Below are 15,982 nucleotides of genomic sequence, written 5' to 3'. Positions count from 1 at the left end.
GCGGAAGCAAAGGCAGAAAAGGGGCCGGCATGTCTGAAAAATCGGTGGAAACGAGCCATGGGCGCATCGCCTATGCCGAGAGCGGGGGGCAGGGCCCGGCCGTGCTCATGGTGCATGGCAATTCCTCGGCGAAAGAGATTTTCGCCCGCCAGTTCGACAGCGAGCTCGGCGCCACCTACCGCCTCATCGCGATGGATCTGCCGGGGCATGGCGAAAGCGAGGATGCGCGCGACCCTTCCAGAACCTATTCCATTCACGGGTTTGCCGACGCGGCGATGGAGTTTCTCGACAATCTGGGCGTCGGCAAGGCCGTCATTATCGGCTGGTCGCTGGGCGGGCATATCGCGCTGGAAATGGCGGCGCGCTGGCCGGGGACGCAGGGCGCCTGGATTACCGGCACGCCGCCGACGGGTGCCTCGGCGGAGGACATGATGGCGGCTTTTCTACCGTCCGACGAGATGGGCTTCACCTTCAAGCCCGAATTCACGCCCGACGAGGCGCGCCAGCAGGCGCATAACGGCATCGGCACGCATGTGCCGCTGGAAGACTGGATGGTGGGCGCCGCGATCCGGGCCGACGGGCGCTTCCGCCCCATGATGCTGGAAAGCGCCATGGCGGGGCTGGACATGGACCAGAAGGAGATCGTCGCGACCTCGCCGCTGCCGCTGGCGGTCGTCACGGGCGAAAAGGAGCCCTTCGTGAACAACGAGTATCTTGTCGGGCTGACATACGGGAATCTCTGGGACGGCAAGGTGCATGTGCTGGCCGGTCTCGGCCACACGCCCTTCTGGGAAGCGCCGGAGACCGTCAATCCGATGATCGGACGGTTTCTCGACGAGGTGACCGGGTAGCCGCAGCCCGCAACTCGTCGTCGTCCGCCCTGCGAAGCGGCAATGGACGCTTGGGCGGGGGGCCGACATAGCCTTCCCTTGCCAGAACGGTGTGCTCGTCCGTCAGGGCTGCCAGAACGCGCTCGTAGAGCAGTTCGGCGGTGAGCGGTTTGGCCAGATAGTCGGTGACGCCGTCGATGCGCGCCTGCTCGACGGTCGCCGGGCCGAGATGGCCCGAGATCATCAGAATGGGTACGGCCGGTTTCGCATCGGACGGGCTGTGCGCATTACGGATGCGGCGCGTCATTTCATAACCGTTCATCGGGGCCATGGCGCCGTCCGTGATGACGAGATCGGGGGCGTGTTCGGCGAAGGCGGCCAGGCCGGAATGGCCGTCATGCGCCTCCAGCACGTCGCCGACGCCCATGCTCTGCAGGAGCGCCACGACGAGGCGGCGCATTTCGCGGCTGTCTTCGACGACAAGAATTTTCAGATGGCCGAAGAGGTCGGACTCGCTGGTCGGCATCACCCGGCGAGCCTGTTCTGGTTGAGCGTCGCCATGATCAGGTTTTCGAGCGCCCGCAGCGTTTCGGAGGCGAGATTGGGGTCGCTGTCGGGGTTTTTCAGCGCTTCGCGGATCGCTTCCACGTGAAAGCGAATGATGCTGTTTTCCAGCGGCCCGATCTTGTCGTGACCCTCGATATAGGTGCAGAGCAGGTTGGCGAAGCGGCCGACCAGAGGGCGACCGAAGGTGCCGGCAAGGCCGCGAATATCATGGGCGATCGTGTAGAGGTCGGCGGCGGAACGGGCGTCGCCATTCGCTGCCGGGTCGGACAGCTCGATCAGGCGCGTCACCTGTTCGGAAAGGATTTCGGCATATTTCGACTCCAGGCCCTTGATCGTGTCCTGCATCTTTTCAAGGACGCGCGGATCGAGGCGTACCGGATCGGTGACGTCATGGCCCAGCTTGCGTTTTGCGACGGACGGCACCTTCACGATGCGCGCGCCGCCTTTTTGCGATGCTTTGACGGGATCGTTCTCGGGCATGTCCGGCTTTCCTAGAGCAAGGCGACTTGCGGGGCCGCAACCTGCCGCCGGTCTACGCCCTCGAAAGGCGCGTCGCGGCGCCGGCGATCGGGGCCGCGATATGTGTCGGTTTCGATGAAGGCGCGGGGATGGCACACGACTTCGGCAAGCCGCCGGTAAAGCGTTGCCGCGGAGATGGGCTTGGAGAGGAATGCGGTGATGCCGGCATCCCGGGCTTTTTCCACGGAGGCGACGTCGGTGTGGCCGGAGACCATGATAATGGGCGCGGTGCTCAGCTCTTCGCAGTCGATGGCGCGCAGCCGCTTTACCAGATCGAAGCCGTCGCCCGGCTCCATGGCGGCATCGGTGATGACGACATCGGGCATATGGCGCCGATAGAGTTCCAGCCCCTCTTCGCCATTCGCCCCGAGAAAGGTTTTCCCGACTTCGAGCGCGTTCAGCAGCCCGAGCAGCAATTGCCGCATATAGGCGCTGTCATCCACCACCAATACGCTGATTGGCTCAAACAAGGATTGTGCCGTCATACCCCACCCGTGCGATGCCGCATCGCGTTCCGGCGGTTGCCGGTGCCCTCGCGAAAACGTCAGCTTCAACAAGGAGATGATAGACCGGATTGGTTAACAAAGGCCGGACGTAAAGTTACCGCTTCGTTTAAATGTCCCGGTCAGGCGTTCGCGGTGACGAGCCAGACCGATCCGTTCAGGACCACGCCGCGGTCGGTCTTGTGGGCGGTCAGCGCCTTGCGCACGGCGTCCACGGCCTTTTCGCGGGCGGTGTCGTCCAGGTCGGCGAAGAGGCGCGAGAAGGGGCCGATCTCGAGCGACTGATAAAGCGCATCCTCTACCGGGTCGCCGGTTTCGCCGTCGGCCCGTCCCATCGTCATTTCCACATCGAGCCGCTCGATGGAGATGCCGCCGAAGCCGGCGCCTTTCAGGATGGCGTTCACGCGGTCCTTGTCCTGAAAGGCGAAGGGCCCCGGCGTGCCGGGCGCAGGCGGTTCAGGGGCTTCGACATGTTCGAGCGCGGCAAGAAGCGGGACGTGGAACCAGCTGTTCTCGCTCAGGGGACGCCAGCAGGCGAAGGCCAGCCGTCCGCCGGGCTTCATCGCGCCATGAAGATGGGCGAAGGCGGTGTCGGGATCGGCAAAGAACATCACGCCGAAGCGCGAGGCCAGCAGGTCGAAACCGGGACCGTCGAAGGTGTGGCTGGAGGCGTCCGCGAGCAGGAATTCGGCAGGATTGTTTTCCGCCGCCGCCAATGCGCGCGCATGTTCGATCATGGGGCGGGAGACGTCGACGCCGAGCGACAGGCCTTCCTTGCCGGTGCGTTCGGCGATGGCGCGCGTGGTGACGCCGCAGCCGCAGCCGATATCGATGGCGCGTTCGCCGCCAGCGGGCGCGAGGGTATGGATTACGGCTTCCGAGAAAGGCGCGAGAATGAGATCCATGCGGGCCTGGTTGGCGACCCATTTTTCGCCGTTTCGGCCGTTCCAGTATTCGATCTGGTCGTCATTGGAAGGAACTGTCTGCTCGCTCATATCTACGCGCTCCCGATGTGTTTCTTGCGGGCAAGCCTAGTGCGGCGAGCACGGGGAGGCGAGGATAAAACGCTCAGTCCTTTTCGTCGGGATCGGCGGGAGCGGGCATCAGGTCGTCGTCGTTCCCGGCAGCCTCGTCTTGTTGTTGGGCCGCGCGGTCGGCGGCTTCGCTGACGCGCCGGTTCAGCCGCTCCGCCAGGGCCTGCAACTTGTCTTCGACGACGCTCATGTTTTCGTCCATCGCATCGGGCGCGGGCGGCGTTTCGTCCCGGGCGGTCTCGTCGCCTTCGCCGATCGGTACCTCGTCTTCCGGCGTGTCGGCGCCGGTCGGGACATTCGAGTCGATGCGCCGTTCGCCGGCCTCGCAGCGCAGGGTCTCGATCCGTTCGGCGACCAGCGCGGCATGATCGGCCAAACAGGCGGCGGCATTTTCCGTCACATCGCGGGCGCGGTCGATTTCGCACAGGATCATGTCGATTTCTTCGTCGAACTCGAATGCGCTGCGGGGCGGGGACAGGGAAAGGCCTTCAGTCGAGGTCGTGAGGTTCACGATGGGCAGGGCGATGCCGCGCCGTCCTTCCATATCCAGCGTGATTTCAAAACTCGCCGGATGCCGGGGAGAGCGGCGCCCGGCGATCAGGTTGATGCGGTTATGCGAGGCGGAGCCGACAATCGCGTCGATTTCGCTTCTGAGATCGTCATAGCGCCCGGCAAGAAGCGCCCGGCGGCCCGGATCGTCGCTGCGCGCGGCGTCGGAGGCAAGGTCGGCGGCTTCGCGCAGCAGGTCGCTTACCGCGTCGATGGCGAGCACGGCGGTTTCCACGGTGGAAAGCGAGGTTGCGATCCGCTGGCCGAGTTCGGCGGCGGAGACGGACCCGTTGTGGCGCGAGGTCCCGCGCAGCGCGCGTTCCACGGCCTCCCGCGTCGCCCGGGGCGCCGCCTCGACCGGTTCGGTTTCCTGCTGTCGCGCCCTGAAACGCGAGAAAATCTTCATATCGTCAATTGCCCCTGGCTGCGCACCCTCGCAACCCGGCCGCCGTCGGCGGGAAATCGCAGCCGGTAGCCGGCAAAGAGGCTAGCGCGGAGATGGTTGACGAGTGCTAAATGCGCCGCGGCCTTTCTTGGGGTACGCTTTCGCCCATGTCCCGGATCAGGCAATTCGCTTTCAAACGTCTTCTCGGCCCCGCGGCGCGGCTTTACTGGCGGCTGACCCGCCCGCTGACGGCGGGGGTGCGCGCCCTTGTGCGGGATGAGAAAGGGCACGTCCTGCTGGTTCGCCATACCTATCTTGCGGACTGGTATCTGCCCGGCGGCGGGGTGGACCGTTCCGAGACCATGCATGAGGCCGTCCGCCGGGAATTGCGGGAGGAGACGGGCCTTATCCTGCATGGCGAGGCCAGGCTTATGGGTATTTATGCCAATTTCCGGGAATTCAAATCGGACCATGTGGCGCTGTTCGACATCGCAAGCGATGCCTGGGAACGCGGCGACTGGGCGCCCGACCGGGAAATTGCCGAGTGGGATTTCTTCGCGCCGGACCGTTTGCCGGAAGACGTGTCGCCCGGGACGCGGCGGCGGATCGGCGAGGCTCTCGAAGGGGCCAGGCCGGACGAGTTCTGGTGAGTATGCCGTTTTCGTCGCCTATGGAGGGCGGCGAACCTTTCCCCGGCTTCGCCCGTCCGGCGACGCTTTGATGGAAGCGAGGAGGCTGAACATGAAAGTGCTGATCGGTGTTTTTCTGGCGATCGCCGTGTCGGTGTCGGTTCTGGCACCTGCGCCGGCTCTCGCCCAGGACGAGATCGACTGGGCGGTGCTGCCCACCGACAAGGCCGAGCTGGAGGCGCTCGACACGAAACAATTGCGGATGCTTCGGGCCTCGGTGCGCTATTGTGAGGATTTTGCGCGCCAGAACCACCGGAACACGGCCTGCGTCTTTCTCGATCTCGACCGCGCCGTCCGGCAATCGGACGACGCGGCGCTGAAGACCTATCATTTCGGCATGTCGCGCATGGACCGTTATAGCGAGAGCCGCAATCGCGGCGCGGTTGTCGACCGGCTGCTCCTCATGCGCGACAAGGCGCTCGCGGCGGACTAGCTTGCGAAACGGTCGCGGTCGTGCGGTGCCTCAAGGTCGAGAACCGGCCCGACAGGCACGATGCCGGTCGGGTTGATGTGGCGGTGGCTGGCGTAATAATGCCGCTTGATATGGTCGATATTGACCGTCTCCCTCACGCCCGGCACCTGATAGAGGTCGCGCAGATAGTTCGACAGGTTCGGATAGTCGGCAATGCGGCGCAGATTGCATTTGAAATGGCCGACATAGGCAGGGTCGAACCGGACAAGCGTCGGGAAAAGCCGCCAGTCGGCTTCCGTCGGCCGGTCGCCGGTCAGATAGCGCCGATGTGAGAGGCGGGCTTCGAGCCGGTCCAGTTCGTCGAACAGCGCGGTCGCGGCTTCTTCATAGGCCTCCTGCGTGGTGGCGAAACCGGCTTTGTAGACCCCGTTATTGACCTTGTCGTAGATGGCGGCATTCAGCGCGTCGATCTCCTCGCGCAAGGCTTCCGGATAGAAGTCGAGCGCCGCTTCGGCGCCTTCCAGCCCGTCAAAGGCCGAGTTCAGCATGCGGATAATGTCGGCGGATTCATTGCTGACGATGGTGCCGCCTTCCTTGTCCCAGAGCACGGGCACCGTCACGCGGCCCGTATAGGAGGGGTCGGCGAGCTGGTAGACCTCGTAAAGCCGCGTCTTGCCGTTGACCGTGTCGGCCGTGGTGGCGTCGTCGCTGTTCTTCAGCGTCCAGCCTTCATCGAGCATCAGCGGATCGACCACGCTGAGCGAGATCTTGTCGTCGAGCCCTTTCAGCTTGCGAAAAAGAAGCGTGCGATGCGCCCAGGGGCAGGCGAAGGAGACATAGAGGTGATAGCGCCCGGCTTCCGCCCTGAAACCCGGCTTGCCGGTCGGGCCGGCACGGCCGTCCGCCGTCACCCAGTTGCGAAAGGCGGAGGAGGGGCGCTGGAAGCGCCCCCCGCTCGTTTTGGCAATGGTCGTTTCGTTCTTCCATTCGCCGTCTACAAGCTGTCCCATCTTTCTCTCCTCTTCTCCGGTCGGTGGCGTCAGGCGGCGGCCGGTACGTCCACCAGCACGAATTCCGCATCTTCCGCCGCCTTGATGACGAGCCTGTCGACATCGCGTATGGCGGCGCCCGCGCGTTCGGGGACGTCGACGCCGTTCACGCTTACATGGCCTTTCGAGGGCACGAGGTAGAGATAGCGCTCCTTGCCCGTTTCATGGGTCACCTCGTCGCCCGCATCGAGCGTGGCGCCCAGCACCTCGGCGTCCGCCGCGATCCAGAGGGCGTCCGCCGGGGGGTCCGGCTTGCCGCTGGCGAGCCGTGCGAGCTTTCCCTTGCGTGTGCCTTCGGGGAACGCCGCCTGCTCCCAGCGCGGGGCGATGCCGGGGCGGTTGGTCTCGATCCAGATCTGGAAGAGGGTCGTTTCCTCGTCTTCCAGGTTCCATTCCTCGTGCTGCACGCCCTTGCCCGCCGACATGACCTGCACGTCGCCCGCTTTCGTGCGGCCTTCATTGTTCATGTGGTCGCGATGGGTAATCGCGCCTTTGCGCACGAAGGTGACGATCTCCATGTCGCGATGGCCATGGGGCGGGAAGCCCGTCTTCGGCGCGATACGGTCGTCGTTCCAGACGCGAAGCGTGCCCCAGCCCACCCGGTCGGCGTCGCGATACTGGCCGAAGGAAAAATGGTGCCGGGCATCCAGCCAGCCATGGTCGGCATGGCCGAGACTTTCGAAATCGCGAATTTCGATCATGGTTGTCTTCCTTTCTCCGCAAGGCCGCGGGGGAGGGATGAAAGGGAAGCCGCCACACGCCCCGAGACGCAAAGACAGGGGGAACGGAGCGTGTGGCGGGAGCCGCCTCGCGGAAGTGGGGGAGGGGGAGAGCCTTCCGCGGGGCTTCAATTCGTCCGACTGTTCTTTCAGTCGCTTTTCAGCTTTCGGGCGATGGCGGCGATATGCGCGCCCTGCTTTCTCGCCACGGAGAGTTCGCTTTCCGTGGGTTGCCGGGACCCGTCGCCGCCCGCCAGCGTCGAGGCGCCATAGGGCGAGCAGCCGCGCACTTCGGAAATATCGAAGAGTTCGCCCGCCACGGCATAGGGAACGCCTGCGATCACCATGCCGTGATGGATCAGCGTGTTGTGAAACGAGGTGATGGTCGTTTCGTTGCCCGCGCCGGTGCCGGTGGAGGTGAAGACGCTGCCGACCTTGCCGGTGAGCGCACCCTTGGCCCAGAGGCCGCCTGTCTGGTCGAGGAAGCTGCGCATCTGGCCCGTCATGTTGCCGAAGCGGGTGGGTGAGCCGAAGATGATGCCGTCATAGTCGGCAAGCTCGCCGGGCGTCGCCTCGGGCGCGTCCTGATCGACCTTCATGCCCGCATTCCTCATCGCGTCCTCGGGCATGGTTTCGGGAACGCGTTTCAGCGCCACATCGGTGTCGGCCTGGCTTGCGGCGCCTTCGGCCACGGCCTTGGCCATGGTTTCGATATGGCCGTAGGAGCTGTGATAGAGCACCAGAATTTTCGTTTTGTCCGCCATGTCGCTCTCCTTTGATCCCGGTCCGGCCCGGATGGCCGGGGCGGTCGCGTTTGTTCGATGAACGGAATGTATTTGCTTCTTCATGAGTTCCAATCCATCATTTATTCAAAAGATTGTTTCAATGGTGAGAAAATGATATTGGACCTCAATGCCTTCGCCGTTTTTGCGCAGGTGGTGGAGACGGGCAGCTTTACCGGCGCGGCGGAAAGCCTGCATTTTTCCAAAAGCATGGTGAGCCGGCAGGTCGCCGCGCTGGAGGAGGGGCTGGGCGTGCGCCTTCTCAACCGGACGACGCGGCGCCTCAGCGTCACGGAAGCGGGCGCCGTGGTTTACGAGCGGGCGCGGCGCATCGTGGCGGAGGCGGCCGATGCGGAGGCATGCGTCACCCATGTGCAGGGTGCGGTGCAGGGGCGGCTGCGCATCAATGCGCCAATGACCTTCGGCATTCGCCAGCTCTCGCAGGTCATGCCGGAATTTCTCGAACGCTATCCGGACCTCACGGTGGATCTGACGCTCAACGACCGGCGTGTGGACCTCATCGAAGAAGGGTTCGACGTCTCCTTGCGCGTGTCGGAGCTGGAAGATTCAAGCCTGATCGCGCGCCAGCTCGCGCCCGTGCGCCGCTTGCTGGTGGCCGCGCCCGCCTATTTCGAAAAGCATGGCAGGCCGCAAACGCCGGACGAGCTGAAGCGCCATAGCTTCATGTTCTATTCGATCCAGCCCCGGCCCGAGATCATCCGCCTTCGTTCGCCGTCCGGCAAGCGGATCGAGGTGGAGCGGGAAGGCCAGCTCTATTGCAATAACGCCGATGCCATGGTGCCGATGCTGAAGGCGGGAGGTGCCATCGGTTTCTTTCCCGATTTCATCGTCTGGGAGGAGCTGCGGGACGGTACCCTCGAAGCGGTGATGACGGACTGGGAGGACGAGCCGCTCAGGCTCCACGCCATCTATCCGCATACGCATCTCCTGGCGTCCAAGGTCCGCGCCTTCGTCGATTTCGCCGTGGAGAAATTCGGACCGGGCGTCGCGCCGTGGGAGAAAGTATAAAAAAGGCGGGCACTTGGCCCGCCTTTTCCGTTTTCATGTCGGTATCTCTTACACCGGTTCCCAGGTGAAGACCGAGGCGGTCGCGCCGAGATCGGTGTAGCCACCTTCCATGGCCGGGATGCCGTGGGAGAGGATCGTCTCCGGCGTCCAGCCGTCGATGCGGGCGACGCTCTTCACGGGGCGGGGCTGCGAGAACAGCACGATCTCGTTACCGCGCACGGAGAAGATCTGGCCGCTCGTCCTGCATTCCGGGGCTGCGAGCGCGACGGAGAAATTCGCGACCTGCTCGGCGCGCATCGCATTCTTCATGCGTTCCACGCGCTGGGCGGAGGCTTCGTCCTTCACCGGAATGGTGGCGATCATGCGTGTCCAGGCGAAGGGCGCGATGATGTTGGAGCGCACATTCTTCTTCTCGCCTTCCATTGCGATGATGCGCGACAGGCCCGCAATGCCCATCTTGGCGGCGGCGTAGTTCGCCTGGCCGATATTGCCGATCAGGCCGCTCGTCGAGGTGAAGAGGACGAAATTGCCTTCTTCCTGATCGCGGAAATGATTGATGGCCGCGCGGGTGATGTTGTAGCTGCCCTTCAGATGCACTTCGAGAACCGCGTCCCAGTCCTCGTCGGGCATCTTGTGGAACATGCCGTCGCGCAGGATGCCGGCGGGCGAGATGATGGAGTGCAGGCCGCCGAAGGTGTCGAGCGCCTGCGCGATCATGTTTTCTGCGCCGGACTTCACCGCCACGCTGTCGGAATTGGCGACCGCTTCGCCGCCCGCCGCCTTGATCTCGTCCACGGTCTTCTGCGCCGCGCTCGCATTGCCCTCGTCGCCGCCGGACACGCTGCCGCCCAGATCGTTCACCACGACCTTCGCGCCCTGCGCCGCCGCGATCATCGCGCATTCCTTGCCGATGCCGCCTGCGGCACCCGTGACCAGCACTACCTTGCCATCGAGAAGTCCCATCTTTTCCTCCGTGGAAGCCCTGTTCGATTGTCGTTTATATGCCGGGCAAGCTATCCGACGGGATAGGGCAGGGCCAGAGGTTTTGGCCGGTTTCATGCGGGAACTTTACGGGGAGCCCGGCTCGTGCTATCCGCTTGCCCTCTTTCAGGTGGCGGAAGGTTTGGGTCCGCCGCAAGGGATATGGACATTATGGCGCGTTTGGCTGCACAGCGACGACGAATCCGGGCCGGAGGCTATGCCCTCCGATCCGTGCGTGCCCCTGCGCGCCGTCCGAACCGGGCCTGACAGCCGGTTCCGGCGGAGAGGGGCCCGAGCGGCCAATCCTTCCGCCAATGACCGGCCTGTTGCAGAGACCCGCGGCCGATCTGCCTGAGAGACCCTGAATCCCATGTTCGAAATCCTGCACGAGCGGCCTGAACACCGGCCCGACATCGACGCCCTGCTGGACCTTTCCTTCGGCCCCGGCCGTTTTGCCAAGACCGCGCAGCGCCTGCGCGAGGGCAATGAGGCCGTGCCGGACCTCTGCTATGTCGCCTTCTCCGAAGAAGGGGGCGAGCGGCGCATGGTGGGCTCGCTGAGTTTCTGGCCGATCGTGATCGGCGACACGCCCGCCCTGATGCTGGGGCCGCTTGCCGTGGAGCCCGCGCTGCGGGGCAAGGGTGCCGGTCTTCTGCTGATGCGGCGGGGGCTTGAGGATGCGAAGGCGCTGGGCTGGCGGCTCGTCATCCTTGTCGGCGACGAGCCATACTATTCGAAAGTGGGGTTCGGGCCCGTGCCCGCCGGACGCATGACCATGCCGGGGCCGGTGAACCCGCAACGGCTTCTCTACCGGGAACTCGATCTCGGTGCGTTTTCCGGTGTTTCGGGCGCGGTGCGCGTTCTGAAGCCGGAGGAGAGGGTCAGTTCTTCTCCATTGCCGCGACAAGCCTCGGCACATTGACTCGGAACATGTCGAGATAGGTCGGGGCCTCCCCGCCAGGCGGGGAGAGAGCGTCGGAATAGAGTTCGCCGCCCTGTTCGGCGCCGGTTTCGCGCGCAATGGTCTGCATCATGCGCGGGTCGGACATGTTCTCGATGAAGAGCGCCTTGATTTTTTCCTCTTTGATCTGGTCGACCAGACGGGCGAGGTCCCTGGCGTTCACTTCCGCTTCCGTGTTGATGCCCTCCGGCGCGGCGAAGGTCACGCTATAAGCGGCGCCGAAATAGCCGAAGGCGTCATGCGAGGTGATGACCTTGCGCTTGGCCGCCGGCACCTTGTCGATTTCGGCGCGGACCCATTTGTCGAGCGCATTGATCTCGTAAATGTAGTTGCGGGCGGCCGTCGCATAGATGTCGGCATGTTGCGGGTCGGCCTTTTCCAGCGCCGCCTCGATATTGCCGACATAGATCTTGCCGTTGGCAAGGTCCTGCCAGGCGTGAGGGTCGTAGTTGCCATGATGGTGGTCGCCGGCGTCGTGGTGTCCGTCTTCATCGTGCTCGTGCTCGTGTTCATGAGCATGTTCATGTCCGGCGCTTGCGGCGTGATGTTCCATGTGTCCGGGGGTGAAGACGAGCGGGTCCACGCCCTTGCTGGCGACGATGACCGGGCCCTTATACCCGGACGCCTCGGTGAGGCGGTGCATCCAGGTTTCCAGCGCAAGGCCGTTGACGACGACGAGGTCGGCCTCGGCCAGCGCCTTGGCATCGGCCGGGCTCGGCTCGAAGGAATGCGCATCGCCGTTCGGCGGCACGAGCGAGGTCACCGTCGCATTGCCGCCGGTAAGCTGGTGCACCATGTCGGCGAGGATCGAAATGCTCGTCACCACTTTCAGCGGCGCGGCGTGCAGCGGCGAGACGGAAAGAAGAAAGGCGGCGCCGGCGGCGAGCATGAGATGCTTCATTTCACGGATTCCCTGGCATGTGCGTGATCGTTCGGATCGGGCAATGGCCCGACGTCGTGGAAATGCGGTCGATGCATATAGCGGCCGAGCAGGCTCGAATGCCGGCCCGCGATCACGGAGACAATGTAGGCCGTGCCCGCCGTCAGGATGATGGCGGGGCCGGAAGGCAGGCCGAAATGATAGGAGACAAGAAGTCCCGTCACGCCGGAGCCGAAGGCGATGACGATGGCCACGGCGATGAGCGACCAGACCTCGCGCGCCCAAAAGCGGGCGGCGGCGGCGGGCAGCATCATCAGGCCGAGCGCCATCAGCGTGCCGAGCGCCTGAAAGCCTGCGACGAGGTTCAGCACCACCAGTGCCAGAAAGATGAAATGGAAGACGCCCGCGCCGCGCATGGTGGCGGGCAGGAAGATCGGATCGAAACAATCGATCACCAGCGCGCGATAGATGACGGCCAGTACGATGAGCGTCAGCGAGGCGATCCCCGCGACGAGCATCAGCGCGCTGTCGTCGACCGACAGGATCGTTCCGAAAAGCACATGCAGCAGGTCGATGTTCGATCCGCGCGTGGAGACGATCAGCACGCCGAAGGCAAGGCTGATGAGATAGAACCCCGCCAGGCTCGCATCTTCGCGCAGGAGCGTGGTGCGGCTGATGATGCCTGCCAGAAGCGCGACGGAAAGCCCCGCCACGAGACCGCCAATGCTCATCATCCAGATGGAGAGCCCGGCCACGAGAAAGCCGATCGCCGCGCCGGGCAGGATCGCATGGCTGATCGCATCGCCCATCAGGCTCATGCGGCGCAGGACCAGGAAGACGCCGATGGGCGCGCCGCCAAGCGCGAGCGCGAGGCAGGCCACCAGTGCGCGGCGCATGAATGCGTAATCGAAAAAAGGCTGGACCAGCTGCTCGTAGACGATCATGCCGCGCGCCCCCAGCCTTCGGAGATGTAGCGGGCGCGGGCGAGGTTGTCCGTGCCAAGCGTCTCCTCGACCTCTCCCCAGGCGACGGGTTCGCGGGCCAGCAGCAAGGCGTCGTCGAATTCGGTTCGCGCCATGGCAAGGTCGTGCAGCACCGCGATCACAATGCGGCCTTCCTCCCGCCAGCGATGCATGACGGCGAGCAGTTCCCGCACGGTGCGTTCGTCCACCGCGGCGAAGGGTTCGTCGAGCAGGATCGCCCTGGCGTTCTGGATCAGCAGTCGCGCGAAAAGGACGCGTTGAAGCTGGCCGACCGAGAGGTTGGTCACGGGCCGTTCGCCGAAGCCGGGCAGGCCGACCGTTTCGAGCGCCTCATCCACACGGCGCGCGCGGGCCGTGTCGATCCGGCCGAAAAGCCCGAGTTCGTGCCATAGGCCCATGGCCACCACATCGAAAACGGTGATGGGGAAGCTCGTATCGAGATCGGCATGTTGCGGCAGATAGGCGATTTCCCGCCTTGCGAGGCCGGAAAGGCCGATCCGGCCCTCATCGAGCGGCAAAAGGCCGACGAGGCTTTTCAGCAGCGTGCTCTTGCCTGCGCCATTGGGGCCCATCACGGCAGTCAGGCGACCGCCCTGAAAGGTGCCGGAGAGGTGATGCACAGCCGGCATCCGCTCATAGGAGACGGTGAGGTCGTGCAGGCGGATTTCGGCGGGAGCGGTCATGCGATCGCCCACCAGACGCCAAGCCAAACGAGTGCGATGCCCAGCCCGGCCAGCGCCAGCCTTTCGCCGATTCCCGTGCCGAAGGCGGAATGGCGCGCAGGGGCGCGGCGGGAGGCAGGGTCGCTCATCGGTCTGTCCAGTGATGTGATATTATAACGTCTCGGACGTTAGGCCGGATCGGGCGCCGGGGCAAGGGGCGTCGAGGGGGAAGGCGTTAATTGGCCTGCATCCTTCGAGACGGACGCGATGCGTCCTCCTCAGGATGAGGAACAAATTACCACATGAAATCCTCATCCTGAGGAGGGCCGCAAGGCCCGTCTCGAAGGATCGAGGCCCGTGCCTACCGGCCCTCGCGGTGCCAGGCCAATGCGATGCTGCCGAGAATGAGCGCAAGCGCGAGGAAGCCCGTCATCAGGGGCACCTGATGCACCGCATTGACGAGATATTGCTCGTTGCGGCGCAGGCCGAACCAGCCGCTGCCCGCCGCGTCGTGGCCCGCGCGCACCATGCGCAGGGACGGCATGTTGTCCGCCTTGTCGCCGAGCCACCAGAGGCCGCCGCCCGTTTCCGCCGCGAGGTCTTTCAGTTTCGCGTCGGTCGCGCGGACATCGGCGAATTCCTTCGGGTTGAGCGGTCCCGCCGCGGCGACGGCGGAGAGGTCGCCCTGGCGGATGCGATAGAGCCCCAGCTCTTCGGCCGGCAGGGTCGCTTCGAAACGGCCGGGTGCAGTTTCCGTCAGTTTCAGATCCTGCGTCTTGCCGGAGGGCAGCGTGATTTCGGCGGGCGGCGTCTCGTCGGCCATGGTGCGGCGGCGAATGGTCATGACGCCGCCCTTCGTGGAAGCGGAAAGACGTTCCTCCTCCAGATCGGGCTCCTTCATCAGCCAATGGGCGAGGCGGCGCAGAAGCTCCGCATAGGGGCCGCCGCCTTCGAAGCCGCGCGACCAGAGCCAGACCTGATCGGAAAGAAGCTGCGCCACGCGGCCTTCGCCGGCATGGTCGAGGACGATCAGGGGTTTGCCGTCCGGCGTATCCATCACGGTTTCGCCGCTGTCGGTCGTCGTGTCGACGGTCCGGAACCAGCGGCCCCAATCCGCGTCCGCCTGCGCGTCGTCGGCCGAGGCCTCGCCGGGCAGGTTCGCGGTGACGGGGTGCTTGCGGCCCATCTTCGTGATGTCCGGCGTGAAGCCGCCGATGGATACATTGCCGGTGGGGCGGGCGGGCAGGATGCTCGAAAGCGGCGTGCGGTAGATCGAATAGGGCGAGGCGAAGGCCGGGCCCGCCGCCGCGAGGATGGCGCCGCCCTTTTCTACGTAGTCGACGATATTGGACAGATAGGCGAGCGGCAGCACGCCGCGCCGCTTGTAACGGTCGAAGATGATGAGATCGAACTGGTCGAGCTTTTCGGAAAAGAGTTCGCGCGTCGGGAAAGCGATCAGCGACAATTCGCTCACCGGCGTCGCATCCTGTTTTTCCGGCGGGCGCAGAATGGTGAAATGGACGAGGTCGACGGCAGGGTCGGCCTTGAGCAGGTTCCGCCAGGTGCGTTCGCCCGGATGCGGTTCGCCCGAAACCAGCAATACGCGCAGCCGGTCGCGAATGCCGTTGGCGACCACCACGGCGCGATTGTTCAGCATGGTCAGTTCTTCAGGGCCCGGCGCGACATCGACTTCGATGACATTGGGACCGCCATGACTGAGGGAGAGAGTGACTGTCGTGGTCTGGCCGATCGTGGCATTGGCGGTCGTCAGTTTCTCGCCATCGACCGAGATCGTCACCGGCGCGATCCCTTCCGATTGTTCGCCTGTCTCGTCGACCCGGAAAGAGAGCGACAGCGGTTCGTCTACGATGCCGAAGCGCGGCGCCTCGACCACGGTCAGGCGGCGGTCGTGCTCGTTTTTGCGGCCCGTGACGAGGGCGTGAACCGGCGCATCGAAGCCAAGCGCCTCGGCGCTTTTCGGCACGTCATGGACCTGGCCGTCGGTCAGGAGAACGGCGCCCGCGATGCGTTCGCGCGGCACGTCGGTGAGCGCATTTTCGAGCGCGGTGAAAAGTTCCGTGCCGTTCTCCGAGCCGGGGTCGTTCCTGACACGCACGATGCGCGTTTCGATATCGCCCGCTGCGGCGATTTCCTTTTCGAGCTTGCCGAGCGCGGCCTCCGTCTGCGTCGGGCGCTCGCCGATCTGCTGACTCTGGCTTTCATCGACCACGATGGCGGCGACATCCGGCACCGGGGATCTGTCTTCCTGTCTGACGGTCGGGTTCAGCAGCGCCAGCATCAGCAGGGCGAGCGCTCCGGCCCGCCACGGCGCGCCGCGCGCGCGCCGCCAGAAGGAGAAGATCAGCACGATGACGGCCGCGGCGCTCAATGCGGCCAGAAGCGCCGGGGGCAGGGCAGGCTCGAAAACGATGTCCCAGTTCATGGCGC

General features: G+C 64.7%; 19 protein-coding genes. 5 read left to right on the top strand and 14 right to left on the bottom strand.

Going from position 1 to position 15,982, the window contains the following annotated elements; all coding sequences use genetic code 11:
• Positions 1 to 29 precede the first annotated feature (29 nt).
• Positions 30 to 851, top strand: a complete 822-nt coding sequence (locus tag FHS78_RS02855; RefSeq protein WP_167090136.1) for an alpha/beta fold hydrolase — start codon at positions 30 to 32, stop codon at positions 849 to 851.
• Here FHS78_RS02855 and FHS78_RS02850 read toward each other — a convergent pair.
• The 5 genes from FHS78_RS02850 to FHS78_RS02830 form a co-directional block, all read right to left on the bottom strand.
• A complete protein-coding gene (locus tag FHS78_RS02850; protein ID WP_167090134.1) occupies positions 808 to 1,356 on the bottom strand; it encodes a response regulator in 549 nt (182 codons plus the stop codon). The two genes, FHS78_RS02855 and FHS78_RS02850, sit on opposite strands and share 44 nt — an antisense overlap.
• Positions 1,356 to 1,877 carry a hypothetical protein gene (locus FHS78_RS02845; RefSeq protein WP_167090132.1) on the bottom strand — a complete coding sequence of 174 codons (522 nt, stop codon included), beginning with the start codon at positions 1,875 to 1,877 and terminating at the stop codon, positions 1,356 to 1,358. The genes FHS78_RS02850 and FHS78_RS02845 overlap by 1 nt, the downstream gene beginning before the upstream one ends.
• 11 nt (positions 1,878 to 1,888) lie before the next feature.
• On the bottom strand, positions 1,889 to 2,386 hold the full coding sequence (locus FHS78_RS02840; RefSeq protein ID WP_167090130.1) for a response regulator: 498 nt from the start codon (positions 2,384 to 2,386) through the stop codon (positions 1,889 to 1,891).
• A gap of 155 nt (positions 2,387 to 2,541) precedes the next feature.
• Positions 2,542 to 3,414: a class I SAM-dependent methyltransferase gene (locus FHS78_RS02835; RefSeq protein ID WP_167090128.1), complete on the bottom strand. Its 873-nt coding sequence runs from the start codon at positions 3,412 to 3,414 to the stop codon at positions 2,542 to 2,544.
• Between the two features lie 73 nt (positions 3,415 to 3,487).
• A complete protein-coding gene (locus FHS78_RS02830; RefSeq protein WP_167090126.1) occupies positions 3,488 to 4,408 on the bottom strand; it encodes a hypothetical protein in 921 nt (306 codons plus the stop codon).
• Between the two features lie 146 nt (positions 4,409 to 4,554).
• Between FHS78_RS02830 and FHS78_RS02825 the strand changes: the two genes are divergently transcribed.
• Both FHS78_RS02825 and FHS78_RS02820 read left to right on the top strand, forming a co-directional pair.
• Positions 4,555 to 5,037: an NUDIX domain-containing protein gene (locus FHS78_RS02825; protein ID WP_167090123.1), complete on the top strand. Its 483-nt coding sequence runs from the start codon at positions 4,555 to 4,557 to the stop codon at positions 5,035 to 5,037.
• 91 nt (positions 5,038 to 5,128) lie between these two features.
• The gene (locus FHS78_RS02820; protein ID WP_167090121.1) at positions 5,129 to 5,509 is read left to right on the top strand and encodes a hypothetical protein; all 381 of its coding nucleotides are present in this window, start codon (positions 5,129 to 5,131) and stop codon (positions 5,507 to 5,509) included.
• Here the strand turns inward: FHS78_RS02820 and FHS78_RS02815 are convergent.
• The 3 genes from FHS78_RS02815 to wrbA all read right to left on the bottom strand — a co-directional run bounded on the left by FHS78_RS02815 (position 5,506) and on the right by wrbA (position 8,020).
• The gene (locus tag FHS78_RS02815) at positions 5,506 to 6,498 is read right to left on the bottom strand and encodes a glutathione S-transferase family protein (RefSeq protein WP_167090119.1); all 993 of its coding nucleotides are present in this window, start codon (positions 6,496 to 6,498) and stop codon (positions 5,506 to 5,508) included. The genes FHS78_RS02820 and FHS78_RS02815 overlap by 4 nt on opposite strands.
• A gap of 29 nt (positions 6,499 to 6,527) precedes the next feature.
• Positions 6,528 to 7,238, bottom strand: coding sequence for a pirin family protein (locus FHS78_RS02810; RefSeq protein ID WP_167090117.1), 711 nt, complete (start codon positions 7,236 to 7,238; stop codon positions 6,528 to 6,530).
• A 167-nt stretch (positions 7,239 to 7,405) separates the two neighbouring features.
• Positions 7,406 to 8,020, bottom strand: a complete 615-nt coding sequence (gene wrbA, locus FHS78_RS02805; protein WP_167090115.1) for an NAD(P)H:quinone oxidoreductase — start codon at positions 8,018 to 8,020, stop codon at positions 7,406 to 7,408.
• A 132-nt stretch (positions 8,021 to 8,152) separates the two neighbouring features.
• Between wrbA and FHS78_RS02800 the strand changes: the two genes are divergently transcribed.
• Entirely contained in the window at positions 8,153 to 9,067 is a 915-nt protein-coding gene (locus tag FHS78_RS02800) for a LysR family transcriptional regulator (protein WP_167090113.1), read from the top strand.
• Between the two features lie 48 nt (positions 9,068 to 9,115).
• On the opposite strand, the gene FHS78_RS02795 is transcribed toward FHS78_RS02800, so the two are convergent.
• Positions 9,116 to 10,030, bottom strand: a complete 915-nt coding sequence (locus FHS78_RS02795) for an SDR family NAD(P)-dependent oxidoreductase (protein WP_167090111.1) — start codon at positions 10,028 to 10,030, stop codon at positions 9,116 to 9,118.
• A gap of 388 nt (positions 10,031 to 10,418) precedes the next feature.
• Between FHS78_RS02795 and FHS78_RS02790 the strand changes: the two genes are divergently transcribed.
• Positions 10,419 to 10,970: a GNAT family N-acetyltransferase gene (locus FHS78_RS02790; RefSeq protein ID WP_167090109.1), complete on the top strand. Its 552-nt coding sequence runs from the start codon at positions 10,419 to 10,421 to the stop codon at positions 10,968 to 10,970.
• On the opposite strand, the gene FHS78_RS02785 is transcribed toward FHS78_RS02790, so the two are convergent.
• The 5 genes from FHS78_RS02785 to FHS78_RS02770 form a co-directional block, all read right to left on the bottom strand.
• Positions 10,930 to 11,910: a metal ABC transporter substrate-binding protein gene (locus tag FHS78_RS02785; protein WP_167090107.1), complete on the bottom strand. Its 981-nt coding sequence runs from the start codon at positions 11,908 to 11,910 to the stop codon at positions 10,930 to 10,932. The genes FHS78_RS02790 and FHS78_RS02785 overlap by 41 nt on opposite strands.
• Positions 11,907 to 12,833: a metal ABC transporter permease gene (locus FHS78_RS02780; RefSeq protein WP_167090105.1), complete on the bottom strand. Its 927-nt coding sequence runs from the start codon at positions 12,831 to 12,833 to the stop codon at positions 11,907 to 11,909. Before FHS78_RS02780 ends, FHS78_RS02785 begins: the two co-directional genes overlap by 4 nt.
• Positions 12,830 to 13,555, bottom strand: a complete 726-nt coding sequence (locus tag FHS78_RS02775; protein ID WP_167090103.1) for a metal ABC transporter ATP-binding protein — start codon at positions 13,553 to 13,555, stop codon at positions 12,830 to 12,832. The genes FHS78_RS02780 and FHS78_RS02775 overlap by 4 nt, the downstream gene beginning before the upstream one ends.
• Complete coding sequence (locus FHS78_RS19570) at positions 13,552 to 13,683, bottom strand: hypothetical protein (protein WP_281356550.1); 132 nt, start codon at positions 13,681 to 13,683, stop codon at positions 13,552 to 13,554. The genes FHS78_RS02775 and FHS78_RS19570 overlap by 4 nt, the downstream gene beginning before the upstream one ends.
• Before the next feature lie 212 nt (positions 13,684 to 13,895).
• The gene (locus tag FHS78_RS02770) at positions 13,896 to 15,977 is read right to left on the bottom strand and encodes a hypothetical protein (RefSeq protein WP_167090101.1); all 2,082 of its coding nucleotides are present in this window, start codon (positions 15,975 to 15,977) and stop codon (positions 13,896 to 13,898) included.
• Between the last annotated feature and the right edge of the window lie 5 nt (positions 15,978 to 15,982).

The organism is Parvibaculum indicum (assembly GCF_011762095.1).
GTDB lineage: Bacteria > Pseudomonadota > Alphaproteobacteria > Parvibaculales > Parvibaculaceae > Parvibaculum > Parvibaculum indicum.
This window is presented reverse-complemented; position numbering and strand designations above follow the sequence as displayed.

Bases quoted from the DNA above. Each gene is read 5' to 3' on its own strand.
- FHS78_RS02855 (WP_167090136.1), top strand. From the start codon at position 30: ATGTCTGAAAAATCGGTGGAAACGAGCCATGGGCGCATCGCCTATGCC.
- FHS78_RS02850 (WP_167090134.1), bottom strand. From the start codon at position 1,356: ATGCCGACCAGCGAGTCCGACCTCTTCGGCCATCTGAAAATTCTTGTC.
- FHS78_RS02845 (WP_167090132.1), bottom strand. From the start codon at position 1,877: ATGCCCGAGAACGATCCCGTCAAAGCATCGCAAAAAGGCGGCGCGCGC.
- FHS78_RS02835 (WP_167090128.1), bottom strand. From the start codon at position 3,414: ATGAGCGAGCAGACAGTTCCTTCCAATGACGACCAGATCGAATACTGG.
- FHS78_RS02830 (WP_167090126.1), bottom strand. From the start codon at position 4,408: ATGAAGATTTTCTCGCGTTTCAGGGCGCGACAGCAGGAAACCGAACCG.
- FHS78_RS02825 (WP_167090123.1), top strand. From the start codon at position 4,555: ATGTCCCGGATCAGGCAATTCGCTTTCAAACGTCTTCTCGGCCCCGCG.
- FHS78_RS02820 (WP_167090121.1), top strand. From the start codon at position 5,129: ATGAAAGTGCTGATCGGTGTTTTTCTGGCGATCGCCGTGTCGGTGTCG.
- FHS78_RS02815 (WP_167090119.1), bottom strand. From the start codon at position 6,498: ATGGGACAGCTTGTAGACGGCGAATGGAAGAACGAAACGACCATTGCC.
- FHS78_RS02810 (WP_167090117.1), bottom strand. From the start codon at position 7,238: ATGATCGAAATTCGCGATTTCGAAAGTCTCGGCCATGCCGACCATGGC.
- wrbA (WP_167090115.1), bottom strand. From the start codon at position 8,020: ATGGCGGACAAAACGAAAATTCTGGTGCTCTATCACAGCTCCTACGGC.
- FHS78_RS02800 (WP_167090113.1), top strand. From the start codon at position 8,153: ATGATATTGGACCTCAATGCCTTCGCCGTTTTTGCGCAGGTGGTGGAG.
- FHS78_RS02795 (WP_167090111.1), bottom strand. From the start codon at position 10,030: ATGGGACTTCTCGATGGCAAGGTAGTGCTGGTCACGGGTGCCGCAGGC.
- FHS78_RS02790 (WP_167090109.1), top strand. From the start codon at position 10,419: ATGTTCGAAATCCTGCACGAGCGGCCTGAACACCGGCCCGACATCGAC.
- FHS78_RS02785 (WP_167090107.1), bottom strand. From the start codon at position 11,910: ATGAAGCATCTCATGCTCGCCGCCGGCGCCGCCTTTCTTCTTTCCGTC.
- FHS78_RS02780 (WP_167090105.1), bottom strand. From the start codon at position 12,833: ATGATCGTCTACGAGCAGCTGGTCCAGCCTTTTTTCGATTACGCATTC.
- FHS78_RS02775 (WP_167090103.1), bottom strand. From the start codon at position 13,555: ATGACCGCTCCCGCCGAAATCCGCCTGCACGACCTCACCGTCTCCTAT.
- FHS78_RS19570 (WP_281356550.1), bottom strand. From the start codon at position 13,683: ATGAGCGACCCTGCCTCCCGCCGCGCCCCTGCGCGCCATTCCGCCTTC.
- FHS78_RS02770 (WP_167090101.1), bottom strand. From the start codon at position 15,977: ATGAACTGGGACATCGTTTTCGAGCCTGCCCTGCCCCCGGCGCTTCTG.